At 66.9% G+C, this 23,768-nt stretch carries 17 protein-coding genes; 4 read left to right on the top strand and 13 right to left on the bottom strand.

From position 1 onward, the window contains the following. Positions 1-3: 3 nt before the first annotated feature. Both ABD693_RS02645 and ABD693_RS02640 read right to left on the bottom strand, forming a co-directional pair. Positions 4-1,068, bottom strand: coding sequence for a DnaJ domain-containing protein (locus tag ABD693_RS02645; protein ID WP_344695440.1), 1,065 nt, complete (start codon positions 1,066-1,068; stop codon positions 4-6). 82 nt (positions 1,069-1,150) lie between these two features. Then, positions 1,151-3,361, bottom strand: a complete 2,211-nt coding sequence (locus ABD693_RS02640; protein WP_344695439.1) for a cellulase family glycosylhydrolase — start codon at positions 3,359-3,361, stop codon at positions 1,151-1,153. A gap of 289 nt (positions 3,362-3,650) precedes the next feature. Here ABD693_RS02640 and ABD693_RS02635 point away from each other — a divergent pair, with 289 nt between their 5' ends. The 3 genes from ABD693_RS02635 (at position 3,651) to ABD693_RS02625 (ending at position 6,445) form a co-directional block, all read left to right on the top strand. Further along, complete coding sequence (locus ABD693_RS02635) at positions 3,651-3,905, top strand: hypothetical protein (RefSeq protein ID WP_344695438.1); 255 nt, start codon at positions 3,651-3,653, stop codon at positions 3,903-3,905. 210 nt (positions 3,906-4,115) lie between these two features. Continuing rightward, on the top strand, positions 4,116-5,426 hold the full coding sequence (locus ABD693_RS02630) for an exopolysaccharide biosynthesis polyprenyl glycosylphosphotransferase (protein WP_344695437.1): 1,311 nt from the start codon (positions 4,116-4,118) through the stop codon (positions 5,424-5,426). A gap of 14 nt (positions 5,427-5,440) precedes the next feature. Beyond that, positions 5,441-6,445 carry a glycoside hydrolase family 5 protein gene (locus ABD693_RS02625; protein ID WP_344695436.1) on the top strand — a complete coding sequence of 335 codons (1,005 nt, stop codon included), beginning with the start codon at positions 5,441-5,443 and terminating at the stop codon, positions 6,443-6,445. On the opposite strand, the gene ABD693_RS02620 is transcribed toward ABD693_RS02625, so the two are convergent. From ABD693_RS02620 to ABD693_RS02605, 4 genes are read right to left on the bottom strand one after another with little or no spacing between them, the layout of a single operon-like run. Continuing rightward, positions 6,442-7,773: a hypothetical protein gene (locus ABD693_RS02620; protein ID WP_344695435.1), complete on the bottom strand. Its 1,332-nt coding sequence runs from the start codon at positions 7,771-7,773 to the stop codon at positions 6,442-6,444. The genes ABD693_RS02625 and ABD693_RS02620 overlap by 4 nt on opposite strands. A gap of 42 nt (positions 7,774-7,815) precedes the next feature. Continuing rightward, positions 7,816-8,526, bottom strand: coding sequence for a CpsD/CapB family tyrosine-protein kinase (locus ABD693_RS02615; RefSeq protein ID WP_344695434.1), 711 nt, complete (start codon positions 8,524-8,526; stop codon positions 7,816-7,818). Continuing rightward, the gene (locus tag ABD693_RS02610) at positions 8,526-9,956 is read right to left on the bottom strand and encodes a GNVR domain-containing protein (RefSeq protein WP_344695433.1); all 1,431 of its coding nucleotides are present in this window, start codon (positions 9,954-9,956) and stop codon (positions 8,526-8,528) included. The genes ABD693_RS02615 and ABD693_RS02610 overlap by 1 nt, the downstream gene beginning before the upstream one ends. Next, positions 9,949-11,172, bottom strand: coding sequence for an ATP-binding protein (locus ABD693_RS02605; protein WP_344695432.1), 1,224 nt, complete (start codon positions 11,170-11,172; stop codon positions 9,949-9,951). Before ABD693_RS02605 ends, ABD693_RS02610 begins: the two co-directional genes overlap by 8 nt. Before the next feature lie 279 nt (positions 11,173-11,451). Here ABD693_RS02605 and ABD693_RS02600 point away from each other — a divergent pair, with 279 nt between their 5' ends. Beyond that, the gene (locus tag ABD693_RS02600; RefSeq protein ID WP_344695431.1) at positions 11,452-12,570 is read left to right on the top strand and encodes a glycosyltransferase family 4 protein; all 1,119 of its coding nucleotides are present in this window, start codon (positions 11,452-11,454) and stop codon (positions 12,568-12,570) included. On the opposite strand, the gene ABD693_RS02595 is transcribed toward ABD693_RS02600, so the two are convergent. From ABD693_RS02595 to ABD693_RS02565, 7 genes are all read right to left on the bottom strand, one after another. Next, positions 12,540-13,757: a hypothetical protein gene (locus tag ABD693_RS02595; RefSeq protein ID WP_344695430.1), complete on the bottom strand. Its 1,218-nt coding sequence runs from the start codon at positions 13,755-13,757 to the stop codon at positions 12,540-12,542. The two genes, ABD693_RS02600 and ABD693_RS02595, sit on opposite strands and share 31 nt — an antisense overlap. 103 nt (positions 13,758-13,860) lie before the next feature. Continuing rightward, on the bottom strand, positions 13,861-14,673 hold the full coding sequence (locus tag ABD693_RS02590; RefSeq protein WP_344695429.1) for a WecB/TagA/CpsF family glycosyltransferase: 813 nt from the start codon (positions 14,671-14,673) through the stop codon (positions 13,861-13,863). A gap of 275 nt (positions 14,674-14,948) precedes the next feature. Then, on the bottom strand, positions 14,949-17,762 hold the full coding sequence (locus tag ABD693_RS02585; RefSeq protein WP_344695428.1) for a Calx-beta domain-containing protein: 2,814 nt from the start codon (positions 17,760-17,762) through the stop codon (positions 14,949-14,951). Between the two features lie 284 nt (positions 17,763-18,046). Further along, positions 18,047-19,723, bottom strand: coding sequence for a cellulase family glycosylhydrolase (locus ABD693_RS02580; RefSeq protein WP_344695427.1), 1,677 nt, complete (start codon positions 19,721-19,723; stop codon positions 18,047-18,049). 208 nt (positions 19,724-19,931) lie between these two features. Then, a complete protein-coding gene (locus ABD693_RS02575) occupies positions 19,932-21,257 on the bottom strand; it encodes a PepSY-associated TM helix domain-containing protein (protein WP_344695426.1) in 1,326 nt (441 codons plus the stop codon). After that, positions 21,254-23,221, bottom strand: coding sequence for a TonB-dependent receptor family protein (locus ABD693_RS02570; protein WP_344695425.1), 1,968 nt, complete (start codon positions 23,219-23,221; stop codon positions 21,254-21,256). Before ABD693_RS02570 ends, ABD693_RS02575 begins: the two co-directional genes overlap by 4 nt. A gap of 52 nt (positions 23,222-23,273) precedes the next feature. Then, a complete protein-coding gene (locus ABD693_RS02565; protein ID WP_344695424.1) occupies positions 23,274-23,702 on the bottom strand; it encodes a hypothetical protein in 429 nt (142 codons plus the stop codon). Positions 23,703-23,768 lie beyond the last annotated feature (66 nt).

The raw sequence follows: 23,768 nt of genomic DNA, 5'->3' as shown, positions 1-23,768 counted from the left end.
CGGCTAGCGCCGACGCGGGATCCGGCCCCAGACGTGGGACGATTCCACTTCAGTGGCGACGGCATTGCCGTTCTGGTCACGCGCCGGCGCGAAGACCAGTCGCTGCTGTAGAAGGGCGCAGGTCGTGGAATCGAGCGCGCCATTGCCGCTCGTCCGCACCACCCGGCAGCTGCTCGCGCGGCCGTTGGCGCCGATGGCAAGGCGAACCCCGACAGTCCCCTGGAAGCGGCCGCCCTGGTTGTCGCCATCGACCAGGCCCCCTGACAGCAGGCGCGGACCCGCGCTGCGATCGACCGGTGCCGGTGGTGGCGGCGGCGGGGCTGGCGTCGGATCGGGGGTCGGTTCTTCGGTCGTGGTCGCGGTGTCGCTCGGAGGGCTGGGTTCGACCGCGTCCGAGGTCGGCTCGGCGGCCCTTGGCGATGGTGCAGCCGACTGGGTCTCGCGCGGGATGGTCGAGCGGACGACCGGCGGGATGACTTCCGCCGTCTCGGTGCCAGCCTGCGCTTCCTCGGGTTTCAGCTGGCGCGCAACAGGATCGGGTAGGGCCGCGACGATCTTGTCGTAGATGTTCGGCTGGGGGTCGGCCGTCGCAACTTCGGTCGAGGCCGGGGGTCCGGCTTGCCCACTTCCGTCATTCCGTTGGGCGACCTGCCTGTCCGTGCCGAACAGCCCGGCCGCCCACGCGCCGGCGACGAGCAGCAGCAAGGCGAGGACCGAGGCGAACGCCATGAGCCCAGTCCTGCGGCGCTGCGGGCGCTCGGCCACCAGCGCTTCGTGATCCTCGTCGGCGGGGGAGGGGGGTGGGGGCGTTTCGACTGGCCGTTCTTCGACCTCCGTCGGATCTGCCCTCGGCCCGCCGTCGAGCGAAGCATCGTACTCACGCCGACGCTCCGGATTGCTGAGCGCGCGATAGGCGAGGTTCAGCCGGCGGGTCTCCTCGCCCGATCCCGGCACGTCGCGAATGGCGAGAATGCGCGCGCGATAGGCGGCGGTCAGCTCGTCGGCCGACGCGTCGCGCCCGACCTGCAGCACTTCATAATAATCGAGGGGCCGGTCTCGGGTCGCCATGCGAGCCAAACGCACCGTCGGCCAGATGGGTGCGAAAGGGGGGCAGGCCCGGACCGGATGGATCCGGCCTGCCCCGAGCGCGCTAGAGGATGAACATGCTCGTATTGAGATTGTGCAATCCCGTCAGCGCCACGGTGAAATCGGCAACGCCGTCACCGTTCACGTCGCCCTCGACATAGGTGTTCGCCACATCGCTCGTCATGTGGAGTTCGCCGCCATTGCCGGTGAACGCCTTGGCGCCGAGCCAGACGAAATCCTGGTCCCCGGCAATTCCCGGCCTGGCGTCGATGAACGAGAAATCGAGCCGGTCTTCCTTGCCGTTGAAGTCGACGACCCGGTCGCCGTTGGCGTTGCCGATCGAATCGAACACGAAGACGTCGCGCCCCATTCCGCCGATCAGCCGGTCGCTGCCCCAGCCGCCGGTCAGCCAGTCGTTGCCCGAACCGCCGTCGAGCACGTTGGCCTCGCCATTGGCGGTGATGTTGTCGGCAAAGCGCGACCCGACGATATTCTCGACGTCGACGAGGACATCGCCCTGCGCGTCGCCGCCCTGCTGGCTCGCCCAGTAGAGGTTGACGCGGACCGCGCCACTCGAGTTGGCGTAGGAGACGGTGTCGACCCCTTCGCCGCCGCCCAGCGTATCCGCTCCGCCCCGGCCATCGAGGAAGTCGTCGCCCGCACCGCCGCGCAGGATATCGGCGAGGGCGCCGCCACGGAGGCTGTCCTTGAAGGCGCTGCCAATGACGTGCTCGATACCGATCAGCACGTCGCCCTGTGCGTCGCCGCTGAGCTGCGTCGGGCGCTGGAGGTCGATGTCGACGGCCGAAGAGCTGTCCTCATAGCTTGCCGTGTCGACGCCATTGCCGCCGTCGAGCCGGTCGGCGCCGCCGCGTCCCGCCAGCCAGTCGTCGCCATTGCCACCCGACAGGTTGTTGACGAGGGCGTCGCCGAGCAGGCGGTCGTGGAGGGCGGAGCCGGTGACATGCTCGATATTGGCGAGCACATCGCCTTCGGCATCGCCGCCAATCTGCAGCCAGCGCTTGAAGTCGATGTCGACTGCGAATGGCGAGGCGCTGTAATCGGCCCGGTCCGACCCGGGGCCACCGTCGACGACATCACCGCTGGGACTGCCGACGAGGACGTCGTCGCCTTCCTTCGCTTCCATGACGTCGATGGCGGCCGTTCCCTTGAGCGTCTCGGCCACGCCGGTTCCGATCACCTGGTTGTGATAGACGGGCTCGGGGGCCGCGGCGGGAGCCGGCGCCGGGACTGGCGCGGGCGCGGGCGCGGGCGCGGGCGTCGGGGTCGGCTCGGGTGCAGGCGCAGGGGCCGGCGTCGGCGAACTCGTCGTCGGCCAGCTCCAGGTATAGGGCGTGAAATAGTCTTTGAGCGCGGTGAAATAGTTGCTGTCGGCCTGCCCCGGCGCGCCCATGAACATCGAATAGCTGCTCGGCCACCAAGTGCCGCCGCCCCACGCCGTGCCGACGAGGCCGTTGGCATTCATGTAGGCGACCGCGTTCTTGGTCACTTCGAGCCAGCGCGGGTCGTTGCTCGGTGCGCCGAACTCGCCGATCATGCCCTTGAGGCCATTGGCGTTGAGCCAGTCGACGAAGGGCTTCAGCCGATCGACGCCGACCGTCGGATAGGCGCCTTCCTGATCGTAGCTTCCCGAATAGGTGCCGCTGCTGTCGCGGTCGAAATACTGGTGGGCCTGATAGATCAGGCGGCCGGCGGGGTCGTTGATGAAGAAGTCGGCATTATACTGCTGCCAGCTATGGGCGCCCGACCAGGCATTGCCCTCGACATAGACGTTGTGAACGGTGTCGACCGTGCGGATGGCGTTGACCGCGGTCTGGGCGGCATCCTTCCACGCGGTGGCGGTCGGCATGTCGTGGGGCTCGTTCATCAGGTCGTAGCCGACCAGCGAGCTGTAACCCTTCACTTCGGACGCGAGCTTGGCCCAGAAATCGGCGAACTGCGCTGCGCTCGGCCCGTTCGAGGCGCCGATCGCATTGCCATAGTAACGCCCGTAGTTGTGGAGGTCGATGATGACATCCATGCCGAGCGTCGCGGCGTTGCTGAGCAGCGTCTTGAGGAGCCCGAGTTCGGTCGTGCTGAGCGCCCCCCAGGCATTGGGCTGCATCCGTTCCCAGCTAAAGGGAATGCGGACGAGATCCACGCCACGTGCTTGATAATATTGGAGTTCGGACAGCGTCGGCCAGTGATACTGGCTATCGTTGTTGCCGCCGATGCCGCCGCCGAACTCGGCGCCCGAAATGTTTATGCCGATCACTACGCTTCCCCCCCGGGGTAAAGGCCTGCTGGCCCACGACCGGCGATGGTGCGGTCGTGAGGTAGGCGTAGTTTTGCGGCGAACTTCTTAAGGAAGGCCTACGGTGACGCGGTTTTTGACCCTAATCGATGGCGCCTATTCGGTTGGAACGGTGCCGGGGCCAATTAATAACTTGAGGCGGCCCAGTAATTAACGGTTAACAGGGCGCGGTAACTTGCGCCTCTACTTTGTAGCGCACCCGTAACGAAATCGGTTGCGATGGCGAGAATGCCGGTTTCTCGCCAAATCCGTGGCGTTCGCTGCCATCCTGGCCTTGAATGATCACACTTCTTTAACCTTGATCGCGTCAAGGAAGAGTCATAAACTTTCACTGTCCGCCAAATGGTCAGTGTTCATGCGGTGGACTGGAGGGGGTGGAACGATGAAGCACGAGCAGATCGTCGGCGTCGAGGATCAGGTACCTGCCACGTTTGTCCGGACATTTTTCGCCTGTTGCGTCGCGGGTGTCGCGCTCTGGGCGGCCATCATTGCGATGATGTTCTGAGGCAACACTGCCGTCCCAATCCGGGATTCAGTTAAATTAAAGTTTAGCTAAACGAGAAACTTCAGTCGCTTTCGGCGGTTGGACCCACTCTGAAGCGACCGGCAAAGTCGCGTGCCGAATGAGTGGGCGTCAATGAATCTCGAACGAAGCGCATGGAGCCTCACGGAGGCAGCCAAGCACCCCCAGATTGCCGCCCGCCGGCCGCTTCGCGTGCAGCTGTACGCGACCTTGCTGATTCTCGACCTCGCCGTCGTCTCCGCAGCGGTGATCGGTGGCGCACTGCTTCGCTTCGGTGAAGTGATGCCCGACGGCTGGCGTGGTGTGTCGGGCGCGATCCTCGCGCTTTACGCGATCACGGCGGTCGGCCTCGGCGCCTACACCCTCGACGTGCTTCGCAACCCGATGAGCGGCATTGCCCGCGCCACCGGTGCATGGATGCTCGCCTTCGCGCTGCTCTTCCTGCTCTCCTATTTTCTCAAGGTCGATCAGCGGCTGTCGCGCATGATGACGGGCTCGACCTTCGTCATCGGCTTCGCTGCCCTTTGTGCGGTTCGCCAGCTTGCCGGCGACACCATCCGCCGCCGCCTGCAGAACCGCTTCACCAACGACATCCTGCTCGTCGATGGTCCGATGCAAAAGGCGCCCCCGGGCGTGCTGGCGCTCAACGCGGCAGAAGTCGGTATCCGCCCCGACCCGTCGGACGCGGCGATGCTGATCGGCCTCAGCGACATCCTCAAGGGTGCCGACCGCGTCGTCATCTCGTGCAGCCGCGGGACGGCCGGCCGCTGGGCGCAGATGCTCAAGGGCAGCAACATCCAGGGCGAGATCCTCACTCGCGACTATGACGACCTCGCCCCGCTCGGGGTGGCCGAGCTCGAGGGACACACCACGCTGGTCGTCTCGGCCGGGCCGCTCAACTTCCGCCAGCGCGTCGCCAAGCGTGCATTCGACCTCGCGCTCACCGTGCCGGCGCTGATCGTGCTGGCGCCCGTCCTCCTGCTCGTGGCGCTCGCCATCAAGCTCGACAGTCGCGGGCCGATCTTCTTCCGCCAGCCGCGTGTCGGCCATGGCAACCTCATCTTCAAGATCTACAAGTTCCGCAGCATGCGCAGCGAGCGCACCGACGTCGCCGGCAATCGCTCGGCCAGCCGTGACGACGATCGCGTCACCGTCGTCGGTCGCTTCCTCCGCAAGACCAGCATCGACGAGCTGCCCCAGCTCATCAACGTGCTTCTGGGGAGCATGAGCATCGTCGGGCCTCGCCCCCACGCGCTCGGCAGCCTCGCCGGCGACCAGCTCTTCTGGCACATCGACGAGCGTTACTGGCACCGTCATGCGCTCAAGCCCGGGATCACCGGCCTCGCCCAGGTCCGTGGCTTCCGCGGCGCGACCCACACCCGCGAACACCTGACTTCGCGTCTCCAGGCCGACCTCGAATATGTCTCGGGCTGGTCGCTGTGGCGCGACATCTCGATCGTGCTGCGGACAGCCAAGGTGCTGGTGCACCCCGACGCCTATTGAGGATGACGCGCCGCATGGCCGTTCCCTCCACGATCGCCGCGGCGCTCCTCGCGGCCGCCGTCTTCCTGCCATCCGGCTCGCTCGATCGGGCGCAGGTCAACGAGCCGCCCCGCTTTCGCGGCGTGAATCTGGCGTCGGCCGAGTTCGCGCCCGAAAAGCTCCCGGGCGTTGCGGGCAAGGATTACATCTACCCGAACAAGGCGACGGCTGCGCCCTTCGCCGCCATGGGCATGACCAGTATCCGCCTCCCGATCCTGTGGGAGCGGATCCAGCCGAAACCTTTCGCCTCGCTCGACGAGGCCGAACTCGCCCGCCTCGACGCGAGCCTCGCCGACCTGACCGGCTTCCGCCAGGTCATCATCGGCATCCATAATTATGGCCGCTACCATGGCCAGCCGCTGCAGTCGGCCGATGCGCTCGCCGATCTGTGGACCCGCCTTGCGACCCGCTACAAGGACCGGCCGCAGATCGCCTTCGGGATGATGAACGAGCCGCATGACATCAGGGCGACGCGGTGGCGGACGGTGGCCGAGGGCACGCTCGCGGCGATCCGCCGGACCGGCGCGAAGAATCTCGTCCTCGTTCCCGGCGCCAACTGGACCGGCGGGCATAGCTGGTTCGGCGGCGGCGACGGCCCAAACAGCGAGGCCATGGCCGGCCTTGCCGACCCCGCCAACAACTTCGCCTACGAGATCCACCAGTATCTCGACGACGACAGCTCGGGCTCGAAGCCCGGGTGCAGGGGGAAGCGCATCGGCCGTGAACGGCTCGAGCGTGTCACCGGCTGGTTGCGCGATCGCGGAGCGCATGCCGTGCTCGGCGAATTCGGCGGGGACAGCAGTCCGACGTGCCTCGCCGCTCTGGACGATCTCCTCGTTTATCTTCGCGACAATGGCGACGTCTGGATTGGCTGGAACTACTGGGCGGCGGGAGACTGGTGGGGCGATTATCCGCTCAGCATCCAGCCCAAGGACGGCAAGGAACGGCCGCAGGCGACTGTCCTGCGCAAGTACCTCTAGGCGGTCGCGGGCGCGGCCACGGCCTTGGTCGCCCGCGCTTCCTCCCGCAGGAAACCGACCAGAAGCCACAGCAATGCGGCGGTCTTGATCGAGAAAACCGAGGTGCCGCTCACCGTCAGGTTGAGGAACAGGTAGAGCCCGCTCATCAGCGACGCGCGCCGCTGCGCCGCGCCTTCACCGGCACTGATGAATGACAGGAACAGCCACAGCACGATCATGCCGATCAGCGATGAGGCGTAGATGACGAAGGTGTAGCCGCTGTCGAGGAAATTGGCCGCTTCCCCCGCCCGGGCGCCGATCAGCGCGCTCGCGTCGAGTCCCTTCAGGGTTCGCACCGTGAGGCTGAGCCGCCCGACCAGATCGTCCTCGCGCGACGGCGGCGCGACGAGGTCCACCACCACCGCGGCGGCCAGCACCATCGGCACCAAGAGCAACGTCACGATCGAGGGCAGCTTGGGCGCGACATAATAGACGATGGGCGCGACCAGCGCGATCGCGAGCGCGGTGCGGCTGTTGTTGGTCACGAGGATCATCGCGATCAGCAGCGGGTAGGCGAGCTTCACCTTCCACGACAATCGCGGCCACATCACCACCAGGAAAATCGTCAGGACGGTCGCGAAATTGGCAAGGCTGACCTGCTCGAGGAACAGCGACGAGGTGCGGTGCCCGACGAGATTGAGGATCGAGAAGCGGTCATCGAAGCCCAGCGCATTGGCGAACAGGCCGATCTCGTCGAGTTCGAAACGGCTGATCCCGCGGGTGACCTCGAAATAGCGCCCCGGCTCGAGCAGCGCAGCATAGCTTTTGACGTCGATGCACTCGAGCAGGAGGATGACGAAGACGAGCGCCGCGGCGATGGCGAAGACCCGTCGCACCGCGAGTTCGTCCACGCGCGCGCCGAGCATCACGAACAGGCCGATGATGGCGGCGTTGCGGGCCATGTCGGGAAAGGGGAGGCCGCTCATCAGCGACACGGCAAGCGCGTCGAGGACGAAGAAGCCGATCAGCAGCAGGGCCGGAGTATCGATCGGCCGGAAGCCCGAACGGAGTAGGGCGAGGCCGGCGCCGCCCAATACGAGGAACTCGGCTCCCGCGACCATCGCCTTGTTGATCGGCATGCCGCGCGCGCCGAGGAAGGCCAGCAGCGCATTGTAAAGGAGACCGCCGAGCACCAGCCAGATTGCGGCGATGTTGATCGTCGCGACCGGAACCGACTCCGCAACCGCCGCCGGCGGCACCGGGCGCCCGGTGGTCAGGTGCGGGTGCGTCCCACCGAGCCGCTGGAGCGGCGGCAGGCCGGATCGCGGCTGGGCGTTGGTGAGCCTCACCTCAATTAAGCGAGGCCGAGTGCCCCGGGGTTCCTTGGCGCATCAGGCCACCATCAGGATCGCCGGCTCGGCGACGCCTTCGCTGCGCAGCGTGTCGACGATGGCGGTCAGTTCGCGCATCGAGGAGACATGCTCCTTGACGGCGATCACGACATTGTCGGCGCCGGCGCTGATCCGGCCGACCAGCGACGGGGCCGGATTGCCGCAATCGACGACGATATAGTCGAAGCTCGAGGCCAGCGGCTCGAGGCGGTGGAAGATCTGCTCGCGGGTGACCAGGCTCGACCAGTTGCCTGTGTCGGGACCGATGGTGATCGCGGCGAGGTTGGGAACCGGGGTCGCCTGCGGCACCGAATGCGGCGGGTTGGGCGACGACAGCAGCGTTGACAGCCCGCGGCTGGTCGACAGGCCGAAGGTCCGATGCACGCCGGGATTACGGAAATTGGCGTCCACCAGCAGCACCCGGTAACCCGACCGCGCCGCCGTCATCGCGATGTTGCTCGCGAGGAAGGACGCTTCGGTCTCGGTGTGCACGCCGGTGATGGCAAGCCGCTGCGGGGTCCGCTGGATCGCCTGGCCGTGCGCCAGGTTGTTCAGCAGGTCGCGCAATTGCGCGGCAAGCTCGGGATCGAGCTGCGGCCCCTCATAATAAGCGTTTCGGCCCGGCTCCGACCGGACCTCGCCGTCGATCGTCGCCGGAAGGGTGTCGCGGGCGCCGTCGAGCGGCGGCTTTTCGAGTGTCGAGAGACGCATCAGGCCGCCTGTCCTTCGAGAAGCAACGGACCGTCGCCGTCGCGGTTGGCAATGGTGCGCTGGCCGACCGGCAGCGCGATGCGGCCGACCACCGGGGCCCCGAGCAGGCGCTCGATCCCGCCGCGGCTGCGGACCCGCGGATCGCGATATTCGAGCCAGATGGCCCCGGCCGCGCCGAGCAGCGCGCCGAGCATCGTCGCAAGCGCGAGCGTCAGCGGAACGTTGGGTGAGCTCGGAACGATCGGCGCGGTCGCGGTGTCGAGCACCTGTACACCGGTCAGCGGAACCGCGCTCTGCAGTCGCATCCGCGTAAGGCGCGTGTTGAGGTCGTTGAAGGTCTTCTGCGCCGCAGCGAACTCGTTCTGGAGACGCTGGAACTGCGCGAGGTTGTTCGACTGGCCGGCAACGCGGGCACGCTGCTGCGCGGCAAGGTTGCGCAGACGCGCTTCGCTGGCGGCAGCGGCAGCGCGTTCGGCGGCCGCTTCGGCGCCGCGCGCCGAACTCAAGGCGCCGGCGGTCTGCGAGACCTGCGAGTTGAGCTGCGACTGGAGCGTGCCGAGCTCGGCTCGAGTCTTCTTTACGTCCGGATATTCCGGCCCGAAGACCGACTCGAGCTGCGACAGCTGGGCGCTCTTCTCGGCGACCGAGGCTCGAAGACGCTGGATGCCTTCGCTCTTCTCGGCGTCGCCGCGACCCTGCGCGCCTTCGAACGCCGACTGGCGGGCGGCGGCGGCACGGGCTTCGGCGGTGGCAAGCTGGGTCGAGACGTCGGCCATGGCATTGCCTTCGCTCGTCAGGTCGCCGTTGTTCACGATTCCGGTCGCCTTGGTGAAGGCGGCGAGCTCGTCCTGCTTCTTGACCACGTCGGTGCGCGCGGTCTGGAGGCTGTTCTCGAGCCAGGTGGCATAGGCCTTGGCCGGCTCGGTCCGCAGCTTGTACTGCGAATCCACCGACGCACGGGCGAACCCGTTGGCAATCTTGGCGGCGTCCTGCGGATTGCGGGCCTTGGCCTGGATCAGCAGCACGTTGGTGTCACGGCCGGGTTCGACGGTCAGCGACTTGCGCATCTCGTCGCTGATCCACGCCGCATAGGGCTGCTTCTCGTCGGTCTCCTTGCGCCACTTGGCCTGATATTCGGCTTCCTTGGCGACACCCGAGATGAGGGCGGCCTGGCCGGCCACGTGAGGCGAACGGACGAGGTCGGCCTGCGTCGCGACGATCTGGCGATTGTCGGGTGCAGAACCGCCCGCCTTGTCGTCGCTCAGCGGATCGGGCGCGCCGGTATCGAGCAGCAGGCTCGAAGTCGCGGTGTAGGTCCGCGGCGCGACCAGGATGTAGAGCAGGGACAGCACGAGCAGGACGCCGGTCGCGAAGGCGACGAGCTTCCAGCGGTAGCGGATCGCATCGATCCAGTCGTAGAAACTAAGCACGGGCACCGCCGGTCAAGCGAGGGGCGCTCGGCTGCCGGACCTGGCTGAGCGCGAGCAGGAATTGCGGCGCGGTCGCGTCGCGGAAGGTGGCGTGGCCGTCGATCATCTGCACCGTGGGCGCGAGGTCGGCGATCACCGCCGGCGGCTCGCCCGAAGGACGGCCCTGAAGTTTCCAGTCGCGCGCGAAATCGTCGTCGGCATTGTGCCAGGCAACGCGCCGGGCGAATTCGGTCAGCGTCCCCGCAGCGCCGAAGCGGCCCTGCATGATGTCACGGAAGACCTGCGCGTCCTCGGGATTGAGCATCGACCACTCCTCGAACGCCTCGTCGAGGCCGCTTTCGACATGCTCGAGCTCGATCGCATTCGAGCTGGCGGCGAGCGCATTGAGCGCACCGTGCATGCCGAAGAGGCGCGCGTGATAGGGCGAACCGCAGGCCACTTCGCGAATGAGCTCCCGGCTCGAATCGCTGAAGGCGAGATTGCAGCGCTCGGCGCAGCTGTCGAGGAGGTCGTCGATCGCTTCGCCCGAAAGCGGCGCGGTCGAGACGCGGGTGATGTGGCGCATCATCGAGGGGTGGGCCCGGACGATGTCGGCAAAGGCCGAGTTGCCGCCGACCAGCACGAAGCGGACGGGCAGACGCGCATCGGACACCAGCTTCAGGAGCGAGCTGATCTTGTCGTGCATCTCGGGGTCGGTGATCCGGTCGAATTCATCGAGCACCACCACCAGCTGCGAATATTTGAGCATCGAGAGGACGCCCGTCGCCTGATAGGGACTGCTGTCCGCGCCGAAGCTGATCACGCGCTGCTCGAACAGCTCGACCATCGAGGGGTCGACCATCGCCGGCGGTATCTGCTCCAGATAGGAGCGGATAAGCTCGCCAAAGCTCGTGCCGTCGTCGCACGCCGAATAGAGCACCACCACGCCTTCGCGGTCGGCATATTGGCCGAACACCCGCACCAGCGACGTCTTGCCCGAGCCACGTGGGCCCGAGACGATGCCGTGGTTGCGGCGATGGAGAACGCCGCTCAGCAGGCCCTTCACTTCCTGGTCGCGACCGCGCAGATCCTCGGGCTGCCCAACCGGCTGCGAGACGTCGAAGGCCATGTAGACCTGGTCGAGCGCGGTGGTGTCGAGGTGCCGGGGAATGGAAAGCAGGGGCATCATCGCCTCATAGGCGCGATGCTCCGGCTCCCGGTCGCCATCGCGCAACATCAGGCCATCACGCGGTTCGTCGAACGCGGGCGACGAATTCGCCCGGCTCCGGCCGCCAATTTGCTCAGCCGCGAACTGACTGACGCTTTCATACCAACCCATCGGGAGCTTTCCATGGACAAAGGGCGTGCATCGCGATCAATGACGCCTGGTTCCAAACGCGGAGCCGTTAAATTTAGTTCCACCTACGAAAGGTTTCGGGAGTCCCGATGAGGGGCAGTTGAACCGGGCTCGGCGTTGCGGGTTGTCGACGCAAGTAACCGGTGATGGCGTGCCTCGATGGCCACGATGACGATGCGAAAGACCATAGGTAAGGAGGGCGGGGGCCCCGTCGGCCTGGCGGGCGTGTCGACGCGCGTCGTTCAGGTCATTCACTCGCCAGATCCGGGCGGTGTGCTCGCGCTTGCCGACAGCGTCGCGGCCGGCCTTGCTAGGCATGGCTTCGCTTCCGAGACCATCTTCATGACTCCGCGGCCCGGCATGTCGTTCGCCGAGAAGCTCAAGGGCGCGGCAAGCCTCGCAAGGCGCCTGATGCGTGAGCCCGGTACGGCGGTGATCGCCTATCAGGCCGGGCCCTCGATCGTCGCCTCGCTGGCCGGTCTCCTCGTCGGACGCCGCCGCACCATCATTCATCAGACCACCGTTCCCTCGGCGACCAAGGCGCCGGTCCGATGGACGAGCGCGCTTCTCGGCACCCTCGGGCTTTATCCGGTCAACGTCGTCAACACCGCGTACACCGGTGACCAGTTCGGCCGTTATCCGGAGGCCTATCGTCGCCGGATCAAGCTGATCGAGCATGGGGTGGAGCGGCCGACGGTGCGGCAGACCCGCAGCCAGACGCTGGCGAAGCACGCCATCCCCGACGACCGCCGCATCCTTCTCAACACCGCCAGGCTCGACGACCAGAAGAACCAGAGCGTGCTGGTGCGCGCGCTGGTCGCGCTCCGCGATTGCCGGCTGGTGGTGGCTGGGGACGGGCAGGACCGCGCGGCGATCGAAGCACTGGCGGAAAGCCTCGGGGTCGCCGACCGCCTGCATTTGCTCGGCGCGCTGCCCCACGTCGAGGCGCTCGAGCTTTACGGTGCGGCCGACCTCTTTGTCTTCCCCTCGGTCCACGAGACCTTCGGCATTTCGGCGGTGGAAGCCGCGTTGCTCGGCCTGCCGACGCTCGTCGCCGACATCGCCGTCCTGCGCGAGGTGTTGACGATCGCGGGCCATTCGCCCGTCACCTTCCTCGATCCCGATGATAGCGATGCCTGGGCGCGCGCCATCCGCAAGCGGATCGATGCGCCGCTTGCCAGGACCGAGCTCGACCGGTTCGCGGCCGCCTTGGGCGAGCGATACGCACCCGCCCGCATGATCGATGCCTATGTCGCGCTTCTCAAGGGCGAGCGCTGAGCGACACTTGCGCCGTTCGCGGCGATGGCTTCGGGCGCTTCCTCGTCCTCGCGGATCGACCGGCCGAGCATGAACCAGAGCAGCGCCGCGGTCTTGATCGAGAAGATCGACCAGCTGACGGTGAGGTTGAGCGCAACGTAGATCGCGATGGCGAGATGCATGTAACGACCCTCGACCGTCCGCAATTCGCGCCGGAACAGCAGGATCCAGATCGTCGCCGCCACGGGTAGCGAATGGACCATGATGAGGTACCCGAAGCCCGCATCTTCGGCGGCCTTGAGCTTGTCGAGCGCAAGCCCCGCCCAGTTCGCGAGCGTAAAGTCGTGGAACAGCTCGACCGCATGCGCGATCCGGCCCCCGAATGTGTCGAGCCCCGTTTCGAGCCCGAGCAGTACCACCGCCAGGACCATGGCCGCGATCACGACCGGGGCGACGAAGACCGGGGCGAGGCGGGGAATGAAGCGCTTGACCGGCAAGGCGGCGAGGATCGCGAGGCAGGCCACGGTCGCCATCCGGCTGTCGCTTCCGACCAGCAGGAAGAGGGTTCCGGCCACCGCCACCCACGCCATCGTCCGCGGGATCTGCCGCCACCAGCCCGCGAGCCATATGGTCGCGATCACCACGTAATTGCCGAGCGACACCGGTTCGAGGAACACCGAGGACAGGCGGTGGAGGGCGAGATCGGGGAAGAGGAAGCGCGCCTCGGGCCGCACCGCACTGAGGTAAAGCCCGCTGTCGACCCACCAGTCCTGGCTGTCGCTTCCGCGCGTGTGGGCGAAATAGTCGGCGATCGAGAAGACCCGGACGAACCCCTGGACGTCGAGCGCTTCCCACAGGGCGAAAGCGACGATCACCATGTGCAGCCAGAACAGGCGCGGGTGAAAGCCCTCGGTCCGGCTATGAAGACCGAGCAGCACGAAGATCGGCATGATCGCGACGTCGCGCAGATATTTGGGGTCGATCTGCTGGCGGAGGATCGCGAAGAACAGCCAGCTGATCACCATCAGCAGCAGGAGCGCGTCAAATCGTCCCGGCGCTCGACCCGGCCGGGTGAAGGGCAGGAAGAAGGCGGCGGCCAGGATCGCGGCCTCGGCGGCCATCACCGGGAGCGGGCTCAGCCGGAGGGCATTGGTGTCGACGAAGCAGAGCAGGAGGTTGAACAGCGCCGCCGCCCACAGGATCTGCATCTCGGGCATCGCGCCTTTGGTCTGCTCGGCAGGCAAGGGAGAGGAAGCCGCGATCGGCGGCTGATCGATCCGGACCGCTTTCAGTGGCGCTCGCGTGAGCACCTCAGTCGCGCCGTCCCGGCACCGCGGCCGTCCCCGGTCGGTCCGCCAGCATCGCCAGGATGAAGCCGAAGGAGCGGATGAAATAACGGTGGAACAGGCGCCGCGGCTCGGTTCCGAAGCGCCACATCCATTCCATGCCCACCCGCCGCATGAAAAGCGGTGAGCGCTGCTTCAATCCGGTCGCGAACTCGATCGCGGCGCCGACGCACAGGATGAAGGCGTCGCCGAGCGCGGCGCGATGCTCGTACGCCCAGATTTCGGACTTGGGCGCGCCGAGGCCGAGGATGATGTGGGTCGGCGCCTTGGCGCGGATCCGGGCGGTCAGCGCCTCGTTATACGCCGCGTCCTTCTCGAACCCGAAGCGCGGGACCTCGATGGTCAGCGTCGTCTCGTCATAGCCGCGCTCTGCGAGGCGGCGCGTCATGCGTGCAGCCGCTTCCTCGTTGGCGACCAGCATGTAGAGCCGGTGCTGCGCGGGATCCCAACGATCGATCAGCGAAGCGAAGAGGTCCGCGCCGGTCACTCGGCCGGGCAGCGGAATGCCGCTCGCCCGGGCGTAGAGATAGACGGGCGCGCCATCGACCGTGATGCGCCACGCACTGTCATAGGCCTCGCGGAACCGCTGGTCGGTGCGCAGGGTGACGACGTGGTCGACATTGACCGTGGCGAGGAGCTTTGCGCCATCGGGAGCGCGCGGCGTCGCCAGTAACTCCTCGATGAGTTGCTCGCGATCGAGCAGGCTCAGTTCGAGCCCGAAGATGCGCGGCGGTTGCCCGGCGCTATCGCGGCCCTTCGCGGGCTCACCCTGTGTCAACGACGAAGCCTCGGGCTGGCGATGTGGCAGGGACGCGACGATGCACTCACCGACTCGCGGGCAGTGCCAGACGCCTGTTCCTCAGCCATGGTCAGAAGCATGATGTGATCACTCAGGCCCTACAAGCCGCCGAATGCCGGTTCGGTTCCGATGTGGCCCAAGGCGGCACTCGGACAAGGTCGTTCTAGCGACCCGGCTGTCAATGGTCGAGCAAGCGGCGTGGCCCCGGAACCAGATCGGATCCGGTCGCCACGCCCGCGTTGCTGCTTCTCGGATTACAGGAACAGGTCGCTCGCGCTGAGGTGGGTGACGCCCATGACCTCGATGGTGAAGTCGGCCACCCCGTCGCCGTTCGTGTCGCCCGCGACGTAATGATGCCCGCCGGCGTCATACTGGCGGAGTTGCCCGGCCTGGCTGCCGAACGCGGCCTCGTCGATCCAGGTGAACTTCTGGACGCCGGTCGCCAGCGTGCTCGCATCGAACTTCGTGAAGTCGAGCTTGTCGGCCCCGACAGTGAAATCGAGCACCTTCTGCCCGTTGGCGGTCGCCGACGTGTCGAACACGAACGTGTCGTTGCCGAGGCCACCGACGAGCTGGTCGCCGCCGCCGCCACCGTTGATCACGTCGTTGCCGCCAAGGCCGAAGATGGTCTCCTTGGCACCGCTGCCGGTGATCGTCTCGGCGAGATCGGTCCCCTTGAGGACGAGGGTCGAGGCGCTCGTCGCCGTGTCGTCGTTGACGATGGTGGCATAGGCCTGGCCATTGGCGATGGTGGCATTCGAGCCGCCCGACAGGACCAGGCGGAAGCTCTCGTTATACTCGACGAGTGCGTCGTCGATCACCGCGACCTTGACGATCGCGGTCGCCTGGCCGGCCGCGAAGGTGATCGTCCCGGCGGCGGCAACATAATCGAGGCCGGCCTGCGCCGATCCGTCGGCGGTGGCGTAGTTGACCGTCGAAGCCGCCGACAGGTCGCCCGATCGCGTGAGCGTGAAGGTCAGCAGGCCTTCGCTCTCGCCCACACCCGAACCATCGACCGAAATGCTCGGCGCGATTCCGGTCGGCGGCGGCGGGGCGACGTCGTCGCTGACGATCGTCCCGACCCCCTGCGCGTCGGCGATCGTGATGTTGCTCCCGCCGGCGAGGTTTAGGAGCAAGGTCTCGTTGCCCTCGACCAGGGTGTCGTTGACGAGGTTGATCGTCACCGTCGCGGTTGCCGCGCCGGCGGCGAACGAAGCCGTGCCGCTCCTGGCGACATAGTCCGAGCCGGCCAACGCCGTTCCGTCCGCAGTCGCGAAATTGACCGAGGACGCCGCCGAAAGGTCGCCGGTCCGGGTCAACGTGAAGGTAAGGGTGCCGTTCGCCTCGTTGGCGGTGACATCGTTGACCGCGACGCTCGGCTTCACCGGCGCGGGGGCGAGATCGTCGCTGACGATGGTGCCGACCGCCTGGTTGTCGGCGATCGTGGCGTTGCTCCCGCCAGTGAGGTTGAGGAGCAACGTCTCGTTGCCCTCGACCAGCGTGTCGTTGACGAGGGTCACCGTCACGGTCGCGGTGGCCGCGCCGGCGGCGAAGGACACCGTGCCGCTCTTGGCGACATAGTCCGAGCCCGCGATCGCGCTGCCGTCGGCGGTGGCGAAATTCACCGAGGAGGCGCCAGACAGGTCGCCCGAGCGGGTCAGGGTGAAGGTGATCGCCCCGGTCGCCTCGTTGGCGGTGACGTCGGCGATCGCCACCTGCGGCGCGGCCGGCGAAGGCGGCGTGTTGACCGTGTCGTCGCTGATGATGGTCCCGTAGGCCATCACGTCCTTCAGCGTGGCGTTGCTCGCCCCCGACAGGAGCAGCCGCATGCTCTCGTTATATTCGACCAGCGTGTCGTCGATGATCGCGATCTTCACCGTGGCGCTCGCCTGGCCGGCGGCAAAGGTCACCGTCCCTGTCGAGGCGACATAATCCTGGCCCGCCTGCGCCGAGCCGTCGGCGGTCGCGAAATTGACCGAGGAGGCTGCCGACAGATCGCCCGAACGAGTGAGGGTGAACGTGATGAATCCGCCATTTTCATAAGCGCCCTGCGATTCCAGCGCGATCACCGGCGCGACGCCCGTGGAGGGAGGCGGAGGCGGAGGCGGAGGAGGCGTCGTCCCGCCGAACGGATCCTGATACTTGGTGAAGTAATTTTCGAGCAGGTTCATGTACGCCGAATCCGCCGTGCCGGGCGCGGCGGTGAACAGCTTGTAGTTGGTCGCGAACCATGTCCCGCCGCCCCAGGCGATGCCCTCGAGGCCCTGGGCGTTCATGTAATCGAGCGTGATCTTCTGCACTTCGAGCCAGCGGGGATCGTCGCTCGGCACGCCGAACTCGCCGACCTGCCCCTTGAGGCCGTTGGCGTTGAGCCAGTCGACGAAGGGCTTCAGCCGGTCGACACCGATCGTCGGATAGGCATGCTCCTGATCATAGCTGCCGTTGTAGAAGCCCTGATTGTAATTGTCGTAATAGCTGTGGGCGACGTAGATCATCTTCCCCGTGGGGTCGTTGATGATCATGTTGGCGTTGTTGTCGAGCCAGGTGTGGGCCGACGACCAGCCGTCGCCTTCCATGTAGATGATGTTGCTGGTGTCGACCGAGCGGATCGCGTCGGTCGCCGCCTGTGCCGCCGTCTTCCAGGTGGTCGGGGTCGGCATGTCGTGCGGCTCGTTCATCAGGTCGTAGCCGGCGAGCGCCGGATAGTCCTTGAACTCGGTCGCCATCGCCTTCCAGAAGGCGGCGAACTGCTCGACCGTCGGGCCGCCGGGGGCGCCGATGGGAATGCCGTTATACCGGCCGTAGCTGTGGAGATCGATGATCACGTCCATGCCGAGCGAGGCGGCGTTGACCATCATCTGCTTCAACAAGGCGATGTCGCCGCTGAGGTCGAGCGGCCCGCCGAGGCTGTCCTGCAGGCGCTCCCACACGACCGGCACGCGGATGAGGTCCACGCCCTTGGCATTGTAGAACTGCAGGTCGCTGAGGCTTGGGTAATGGTAGGTGGAGTCGGCTGTGCCTCCGGTTCCGTTGAATTCGCCGCCGGAGATATTGAGCCCTATCGTCATTACGCCTCCACAGACAGGCACCGCGGAAGCGATGCGAGGATCGGGCCGACGTCGTCACGTGAGGAGGGGCATGGCAGCAGCAGCGAGGCGTGCGGTCCGATTGCCCTCGACGTCGCTTCGCGCACACCCGATGGTTAACGAAACGCTAAACGGACAATCACTGCTGTAGTTGCGTTATTTCGCCTGTGTATCGCTTGAGGACGGAAAACTGTGGCGGCGAAGAGACATGGAATTGATCGCAAAGGATTTTCCCGGCCCATCGGAAAACGGGCCGGGAATCGCCATCAGAAAATAAACCCGCCGATCCCGCCGATGCGATCGACCTGGATGGTGAAGTCGGCCCAGCCATCGCCGTTCACGTCGCCGGCGACGAGCGTGTGGCCATTCTCCTCATAGACCCGAAGCTCGCCCGCATTGTGGGTGAAGCCGTTCGAGCCGATGTTGCGGAAGGCTTGGTCGCCGCCCGAATTGGTGTTGGCGTCGATCCGGCTGAGGTCGATCCGGTCGTCCCAGTTCCAGTCGGCAATGCGGTCGCCATTGGCCTGGTCGGCCGAGGCGAAGCTGAACGTGTCCGCACCATTGCCGCCGATCAGCACGTCGGCGCCGCCGCCGCCGTCGAGCCAGTCGTTGCCGTCGTTCCCGATCAGGGTGTTGCTGTTCCAGTCGCCGTGGAGTCGATCGTCGTTGCGGCTGCCGGCGACCTGCTCGATCCCCGACAGGCGGTCGCCATGCGCGTCGCCGTAAAGCTGGGAGGCGCGCTCGAGGTCGACGTCGACCGCCGCGCCCGACCAGTGATAGCTGACGATGTCGATACCGCTGCCCCCGTTGAGCGTGTCGGCACCGCCATTGCCGTTGAACCAGTCGTTCCCGCCGGTGCCGCCGTTCCAGTCATTGCCGGGCGTCCCGTTGATAACGTTATAGGCATTCTGGTCGAGCCCCGTGGGTCCGCTCACGACAGGCGCAGGCGCCGGTGCGGGTGCGGGGGCAGGCGCGGGCGCTAGAGTGACCGAGGTCGTCGGCGCGACATAAGCCGTCGCATCGGTATATTTGTCGAAATAGCCCTTGAGCATCTCGAAATAGTTGGTCTGTCCCTTGTCGGGGCTGCCCATGAACATCGAATAGTCCGACGGCCACCAGCTGCCGCCGCCCCACGCCGTCGCGGTCAGGCCGTTGGCCTTCATGTAGTCGACCGCGCGCTTCTCGAGCTCGATCCAGCGCCAGTCGTTGCTGGGTGCGCCGAACTCGCCGATGTAGCCCTTGAGATTATGCTCCTTCAGCCAATCGACGAAGGGGCGAAGCCGGTCGACGCCGGCGTCGGCATAGGCGCCCTCCTGGTCGTAATTGCCGCGATAGGTGCCCGAGGAATCGCGGTCGAAATACTGGTGGGCCTCGTAAATGACGTTGTTGGCGGGGTCGTTGAGGATGAAGTCCCCGTTGATGGCCTTCCAGCTGTGCGCGCCCGACCAGCCGTCGCCATTGACGTAGATGGCCTCGCTCGAATCGACCTTGCGGATCGCATCGACCGCGCTCTGCGCGGCCTGCTTCCACACCCAGTTGTTCGGCATGTCGTGCGGCTCGTTCATGATGCCGTAGCCGACGATCGCCGGAATGCCCTTGAGTTCGCTCGCGAGCTTTTGCCAGAAATCGGCGAACTGCCACGGCTGCACCGCCCAGCTGCCGATCGGATTGCCGTTGTACCGGCCGTAATTGTGCAGATCGATGATGACCTTGACGCCCGCGGTCTGCGCGTCGGCGAGAAACTGCTTCATATGCGCCAGCTCGGTCTGGCTGAGCCCCCCGCCCAGCGTCGGCTGCATCCGCTCCCAGCTGAAGGGAAGGCGGATGAGGCCGACACCCTTGTCGGCATAGAACTTGATCTCGTTTAGGTCAGGATAGTGGTAGTCGACACCATAAGTGCTCCCGCGGCCGAATTCGGCCCCGGATAGGTTGATACCGATCATTGGATTCCCCGCCGCAGATAGTCGATATGTCTGAAAAGCTCCGCCAGCCCGCTTGCCTGACGAGCGTCCGGACTAGATGTCCACCTTGGCCGAGGATAGAAGTCGATACCATGTTGTCGCCGAAGCGTTCATGGAATTAGTCCAACCGTTGCAACCACTTGGTCGGAGCCGAAACGATCTCGTCACGGTCGAGATTGGCGCAGCTCCGTCATCCGGCTCCTGATGCGCCTTCCTGCCGTCGAACCAGTCGGTCGAACAGCCACACCAGCGCCATCGTCGCGCCCGTCAGCGGATAGATGACGCCGAGCACGGCAGCCGTGGCCGCGGCGGCCCCGGTCCGGGCCCCGGCCCTGGGCGCCGGCGGGAGCGTCAGCTTATCCCCGGTCCGGCGCTTCCACCACAGGATGGGCGCCGAAACGCACAGGATCAGCAGGGCGAGGCACCCGGCCAGCATGATCCAGCGATTGGCCGGGCCATATTCCTGGCCCTGATGCGTGGCGATGCCCCATTCGATGAGCTGCGCGCCCCTCCCGAACCCGGCGTAGCCCGCGTCCTGGAGCACCCTGCCGCTGCTCGGTTCGACATAGATGGCGCGGCCGTCCTCCGCCCGCGCGGCCACCTTGCTGAAGCCATAGGGCTGGCCGGACGCCGCCGGGAGGGTGATGGTGAGAGGCGCGGTGAGGCCGCGGCCGGTCGCCAGCCGCAGCGCGCGGTCGACGCCGATGTCCGCCGTCCCGCTCGCCATCGGCCTCGGTCCCGCCTGCAGCGCCCAAGGCAGCGCGTCCTTCTGCGCCGCCGCGCTGCCATGCCCGCCATGGCCGGCACCGTTCTCGAGCTCCCACGGCTGCGGGCCCGGCGCCTTGGGCCGACCGAGGCCATGCGCGGTGACGAGCCGCTGGACCTGCGCGCCCCAGACGACCGACCACGGCATGCCCGTGACCGCGAGGAACAGCACGATCCCGCCCGCCAGGAATCCGGTGGTGGCGTGGAGGTCGCGCCAGAAGCGGCGGCTGCGGGTCGGTCCCCTGAGCGCGATCGCCCGGTTCGCGCCCCGCGGCCACCAGAGCACGAGGCCCGTCACCACGAGCACGATCGCCCAGCCCGCGGCGATCTCGATCAGCGCGTTGCCGACCGGGCCGGTGATGACGAGGCTGTGGAGGTCGCGGACATTCTTCATGATCCCTCCCGCCGCGACCGTTCCCAACACGGCGCCGCTGCCCGGATCGACGAAAGCGGTGCGCGCCGCTCCCCCGACCTCAACCCGCATCCGCCAGGTTTCCCTCGGCGTCCCGGGCAGCTCGACCTGGGTCACCTTGCCCCCTGTCTGCCGTTCGGTCTCGGCGATGAGCCGCGAAATGGCCATGGGCGTGGCGGGGGCGGGCAGCGTGACCCACCCGCCGTAAACCGCCCGCTCGATCTCGGGCTTGAACAGATAAAGGCCGCCGGTCACCGCCAGCCACGCGAGAAAGGGGAGGACGAGCACCCCCGCATAGAAATGCCACCGCCAGAATGCGCGATAGAGGTCGGTGCTCATCGTGCGCCTCCGCTGAGGCGCGTGCGCAGGCCAAGAAACACGGCGCGGCGCTCGACGGGGTAGAAGATCGCGCTTCCCGGGTTCCACGAAATGACCGCCCCGACATCGCCCGCCGCCTTGCGGTTGGCGAGATTGCGGAGGTCGGCGAAGACCTCGCTCCGGCCGTCGATCGCCATCGATCCCGTCAGCCCGAGGAGCGCATAGCCGCCCGTCCGGAAGCTGTTGCGATAGTCGGCGAAGGCACCCTGCGGCACCCACTCGACCGACGGCGCCACGCCCCACTTCTCGGGTCCGAACCGCAGGTCGGTCCGAAGCAGGTGCTTGGGAATGACCGGCAGGCGATTGTCGCCATATTGCCGGTCGCGGTCGAAGCGGAAGTCGTTGAACTGATAGGTGGCGCGCAGCCTCGCCCAGGAGGCGAGCGGTGCCTCGAGTCCGGCCTCGATACCCTGATGGATGGTCCGCCCGGCATTGAAGGTCGATGCCGGAATGTCGGCGCTGACCGTGAACTGCAGCAGCTCGTCCCGGACCCGCGCCCGGTAGAGGCTTACATCGAGCCTCACGTCGCCGATCGACCCGCGCGCGCCGACGTCCGCCGTCCAGGCATGTTGCGCCCGCAGGGGCACGAAAGCGGCGACCTGCGCGAGCTCGATGAAGCCGGGAAGTTCGTGGCTTCGGCTGAGGTTCGCGAACAGCTGCATCCGCTTGCCGGTTTCCCAGAGGAGCCCGAGGCGCGGCGAGAATTGTTCGAAGCGCGCCGACCCGGTCACGGCGATCGGGATCCGCTGCTCCTGCCGGCGCTTGCCATCGGTATAGACCCCGCCGGCGATCGCAGTCAGACCCGCGCCAAGCCCCAGACGTCCCTCGCCATAAACGTCGATCGTCCGCGCCGTCTGGTCGGCCACGAACGTCCGGGCGCCGCTTTTGCCGTCGAGATTGACGAAGCGCTTCGAATCGACTGTCCCGAACCGCGCGGTCACGCCGCCGAGCAGTTGCAGGACGCCGCGCGTCCAGCCGATCCGCCCGAACAATCCGCGATCGACCGAATCCTGTTCGACGACCTGGAAGATCGGGTGGTGGAGGCGCTTCCAGTTGGCGAAGACGCCGCCCTCGAGGTCGACGCTCCCGAGCCGGACCGTTGTCCGGTTCTGCACGCGCAGCGAATCGATGTCGCGGGCCTGGTCGCCGACAAGGCTGCCCGTTTCCGGACGGCTCCGGACGATGTCGTAGGTCAGCGCCCCGGGCAGCTCCTGCCGAAGCCGGTTCGCGCCGACATAAAAGCGGGTCTGCACGGTCGCCGCGGGCTGCCAGCCTAGATTGCCGTTGAATCGTAGCCCCGCGCGCCGGGCATGCGCGCGGTCGCCGTCGCTGCGGTCGCCGTTCACCGCGAGCCAGCCATCGACCTCCTTCCCGGCAACGCCGACCGAAACGAGCCCACGGACCGTGTCGAACGACCCGCCGTCGGCCCGGACCCGGACCCCGGGCGAGGTCCGGCCGGTCGGGGTCACGCCGTTGATGGCGCCGCCGAGCGTCGTTCCGCCGAAGCGGAAGGCGCTGGCGCCGCGATAGACTTCGAGCCGGTCGAGGATCGTCGGATCGAGCTCCTGGAAATCGCCATTGTCGTCGGCGAGGTTGATCGGAATGCCGTCCTGCAGCAGCGTCAGCCCGCGCATGTGATAGCCTCGGCTGATGCCCGAGCCGCGGATCGACAGCCGTACCTCCTGGCCGAACCGGGGCTGCGCATAGACGCCGGACGAGAAGGCCAGCGCGTCGCGCAGCGAGACCGCCGCCTTGTTCCTATATTCCTCGGCGGTGACGAGGTCGGTGCCGCCTGGACGGCCCGTCAGTTCCGACGCGCCTTCGGGAAGCCGCGTGCCGGTGACGACGATCGAGGGGGGCGCCGTCTCGTCGACGGACGCGCCCGGGACCAGCGCCGCGGCGCCAGCCAATAAGGTGATGAGCATGGTTTTTCCTGACTGATGGGGAAAGCCGGCAGGCGAGCCGCCGGCGGACAGGTCAGGGGTGCGCGGGTGGTCCGGTGCTGGGGGGCGGCGGCGCGGCGAGGCCTTGGCCGATGCGGGCGAGATCGACGCTTGCCGCGATCACGGCGACGACCGGCGCCACAGCCAGCATCGGGCCTTGAGTGGGAAGCGGGGCGGTCAGCGCCGAGGCGGCGAAGGTGCAAGGCGCCGAATGATCGGCCTTCTCGCGCTCGTCGCCCGACGGGTGGCCACCGCCATGGCTCGCCGCCATCTTGTGCCCTTCGCCCGGTCCGTGCCGGCCGGCATCGTGAGAGGGCGCTGCCGGCGCTTCCTGCCAGCCCGAACAGAGGACGAGGCGAATGCCGTCCGCATCGATCGCCGGCATCCAGCCCGCGGGCACCAGCGCGCGCATCAGCAGGCCGAGGCCGAGCAGCGCGAGCCACAGACCCCGAAGGTCGATCATGCGGACAGCCCTCGTCACCGGGACGCCATTAGCGCGCCCATGGCCGTGACGCCATGAGACCGATTG

This window comes from Sphingomonas rosea (assembly GCF_039538065.1).
Lineage (GTDB): Bacteria > Pseudomonadota > Alphaproteobacteria > Sphingomonadales > Sphingomonadaceae > Sphingomicrobium > Sphingomicrobium rosea.
Note: the sequence above shows the minus strand (reverse complement) of the source record. Positions and strands in the feature narration are given on the sequence as shown.

Coding starts and splice junctions, on each gene's coding strand:
- ABD693_RS02645 (WP_344695440.1), bottom strand. CDS start 1,068: ATGGCGACCCGAGACCGGCCCCTCGATTATTATGAAGTGCTGCAGGTC.
- ABD693_RS02625 (WP_344695436.1), top strand. CDS start 5,441: ATGGCCGTTCCCTCCACGATCGCCGCGGCGCTCCTCGCGGCCGCCGTC.
- ABD693_RS02615 (WP_344695434.1), bottom strand. CDS start 8,526: ATGCGTCTCTCGACACTCGAAAAGCCGCCGCTCGACGGCGCCCGCGAC.
- ABD693_RS02605 (WP_344695432.1), bottom strand. CDS start 11,172: ATGTTGCGCGATGGCGACCGGGAGCCGGAGCATCGCGCCTATGAGGCG.
- ABD693_RS02600 (WP_344695431.1), top strand. CDS start 11,452: ATGGCCACGATGACGATGCGAAAGACCATAGGTAAGGAGGGCGGGGGC.
- ABD693_RS02595 (WP_344695430.1), bottom strand. CDS start 13,757: ATGCAGATCCTGTGGGCGGCGGCGCTGTTCAACCTCCTGCTCTGCTTC.
- ABD693_RS02585 (WP_344695428.1), bottom strand. CDS start 17,762: ATGACGATAGGGCTCAATATCTCCGGCGGCGAATTCAACGGAACCGGA.
- ABD693_RS02580 (WP_344695427.1), bottom strand. CDS start 19,723: ATGATCGGTATCAACCTATCCGGGGCCGAATTCGGCCGCGGGAGCACT.
- ABD693_RS02575 (WP_344695426.1), bottom strand. CDS start 21,257: ATGAGCACCGACCTCTATCGCGCATTCTGGCGGTGGCATTTCTATGCG.
- ABD693_RS02570 (WP_344695425.1), bottom strand. CDS start 23,221: ATGCTCATCACCTTATTGGCTGGCGCCGCGGCGCTGGTCCCGGGCGCG.
- ABD693_RS02565 (WP_344695424.1), bottom strand. CDS start 23,702: ATGATCGACCTTCGGGGTCTGTGGCTCGCGCTGCTCGGCCTCGGCCTG.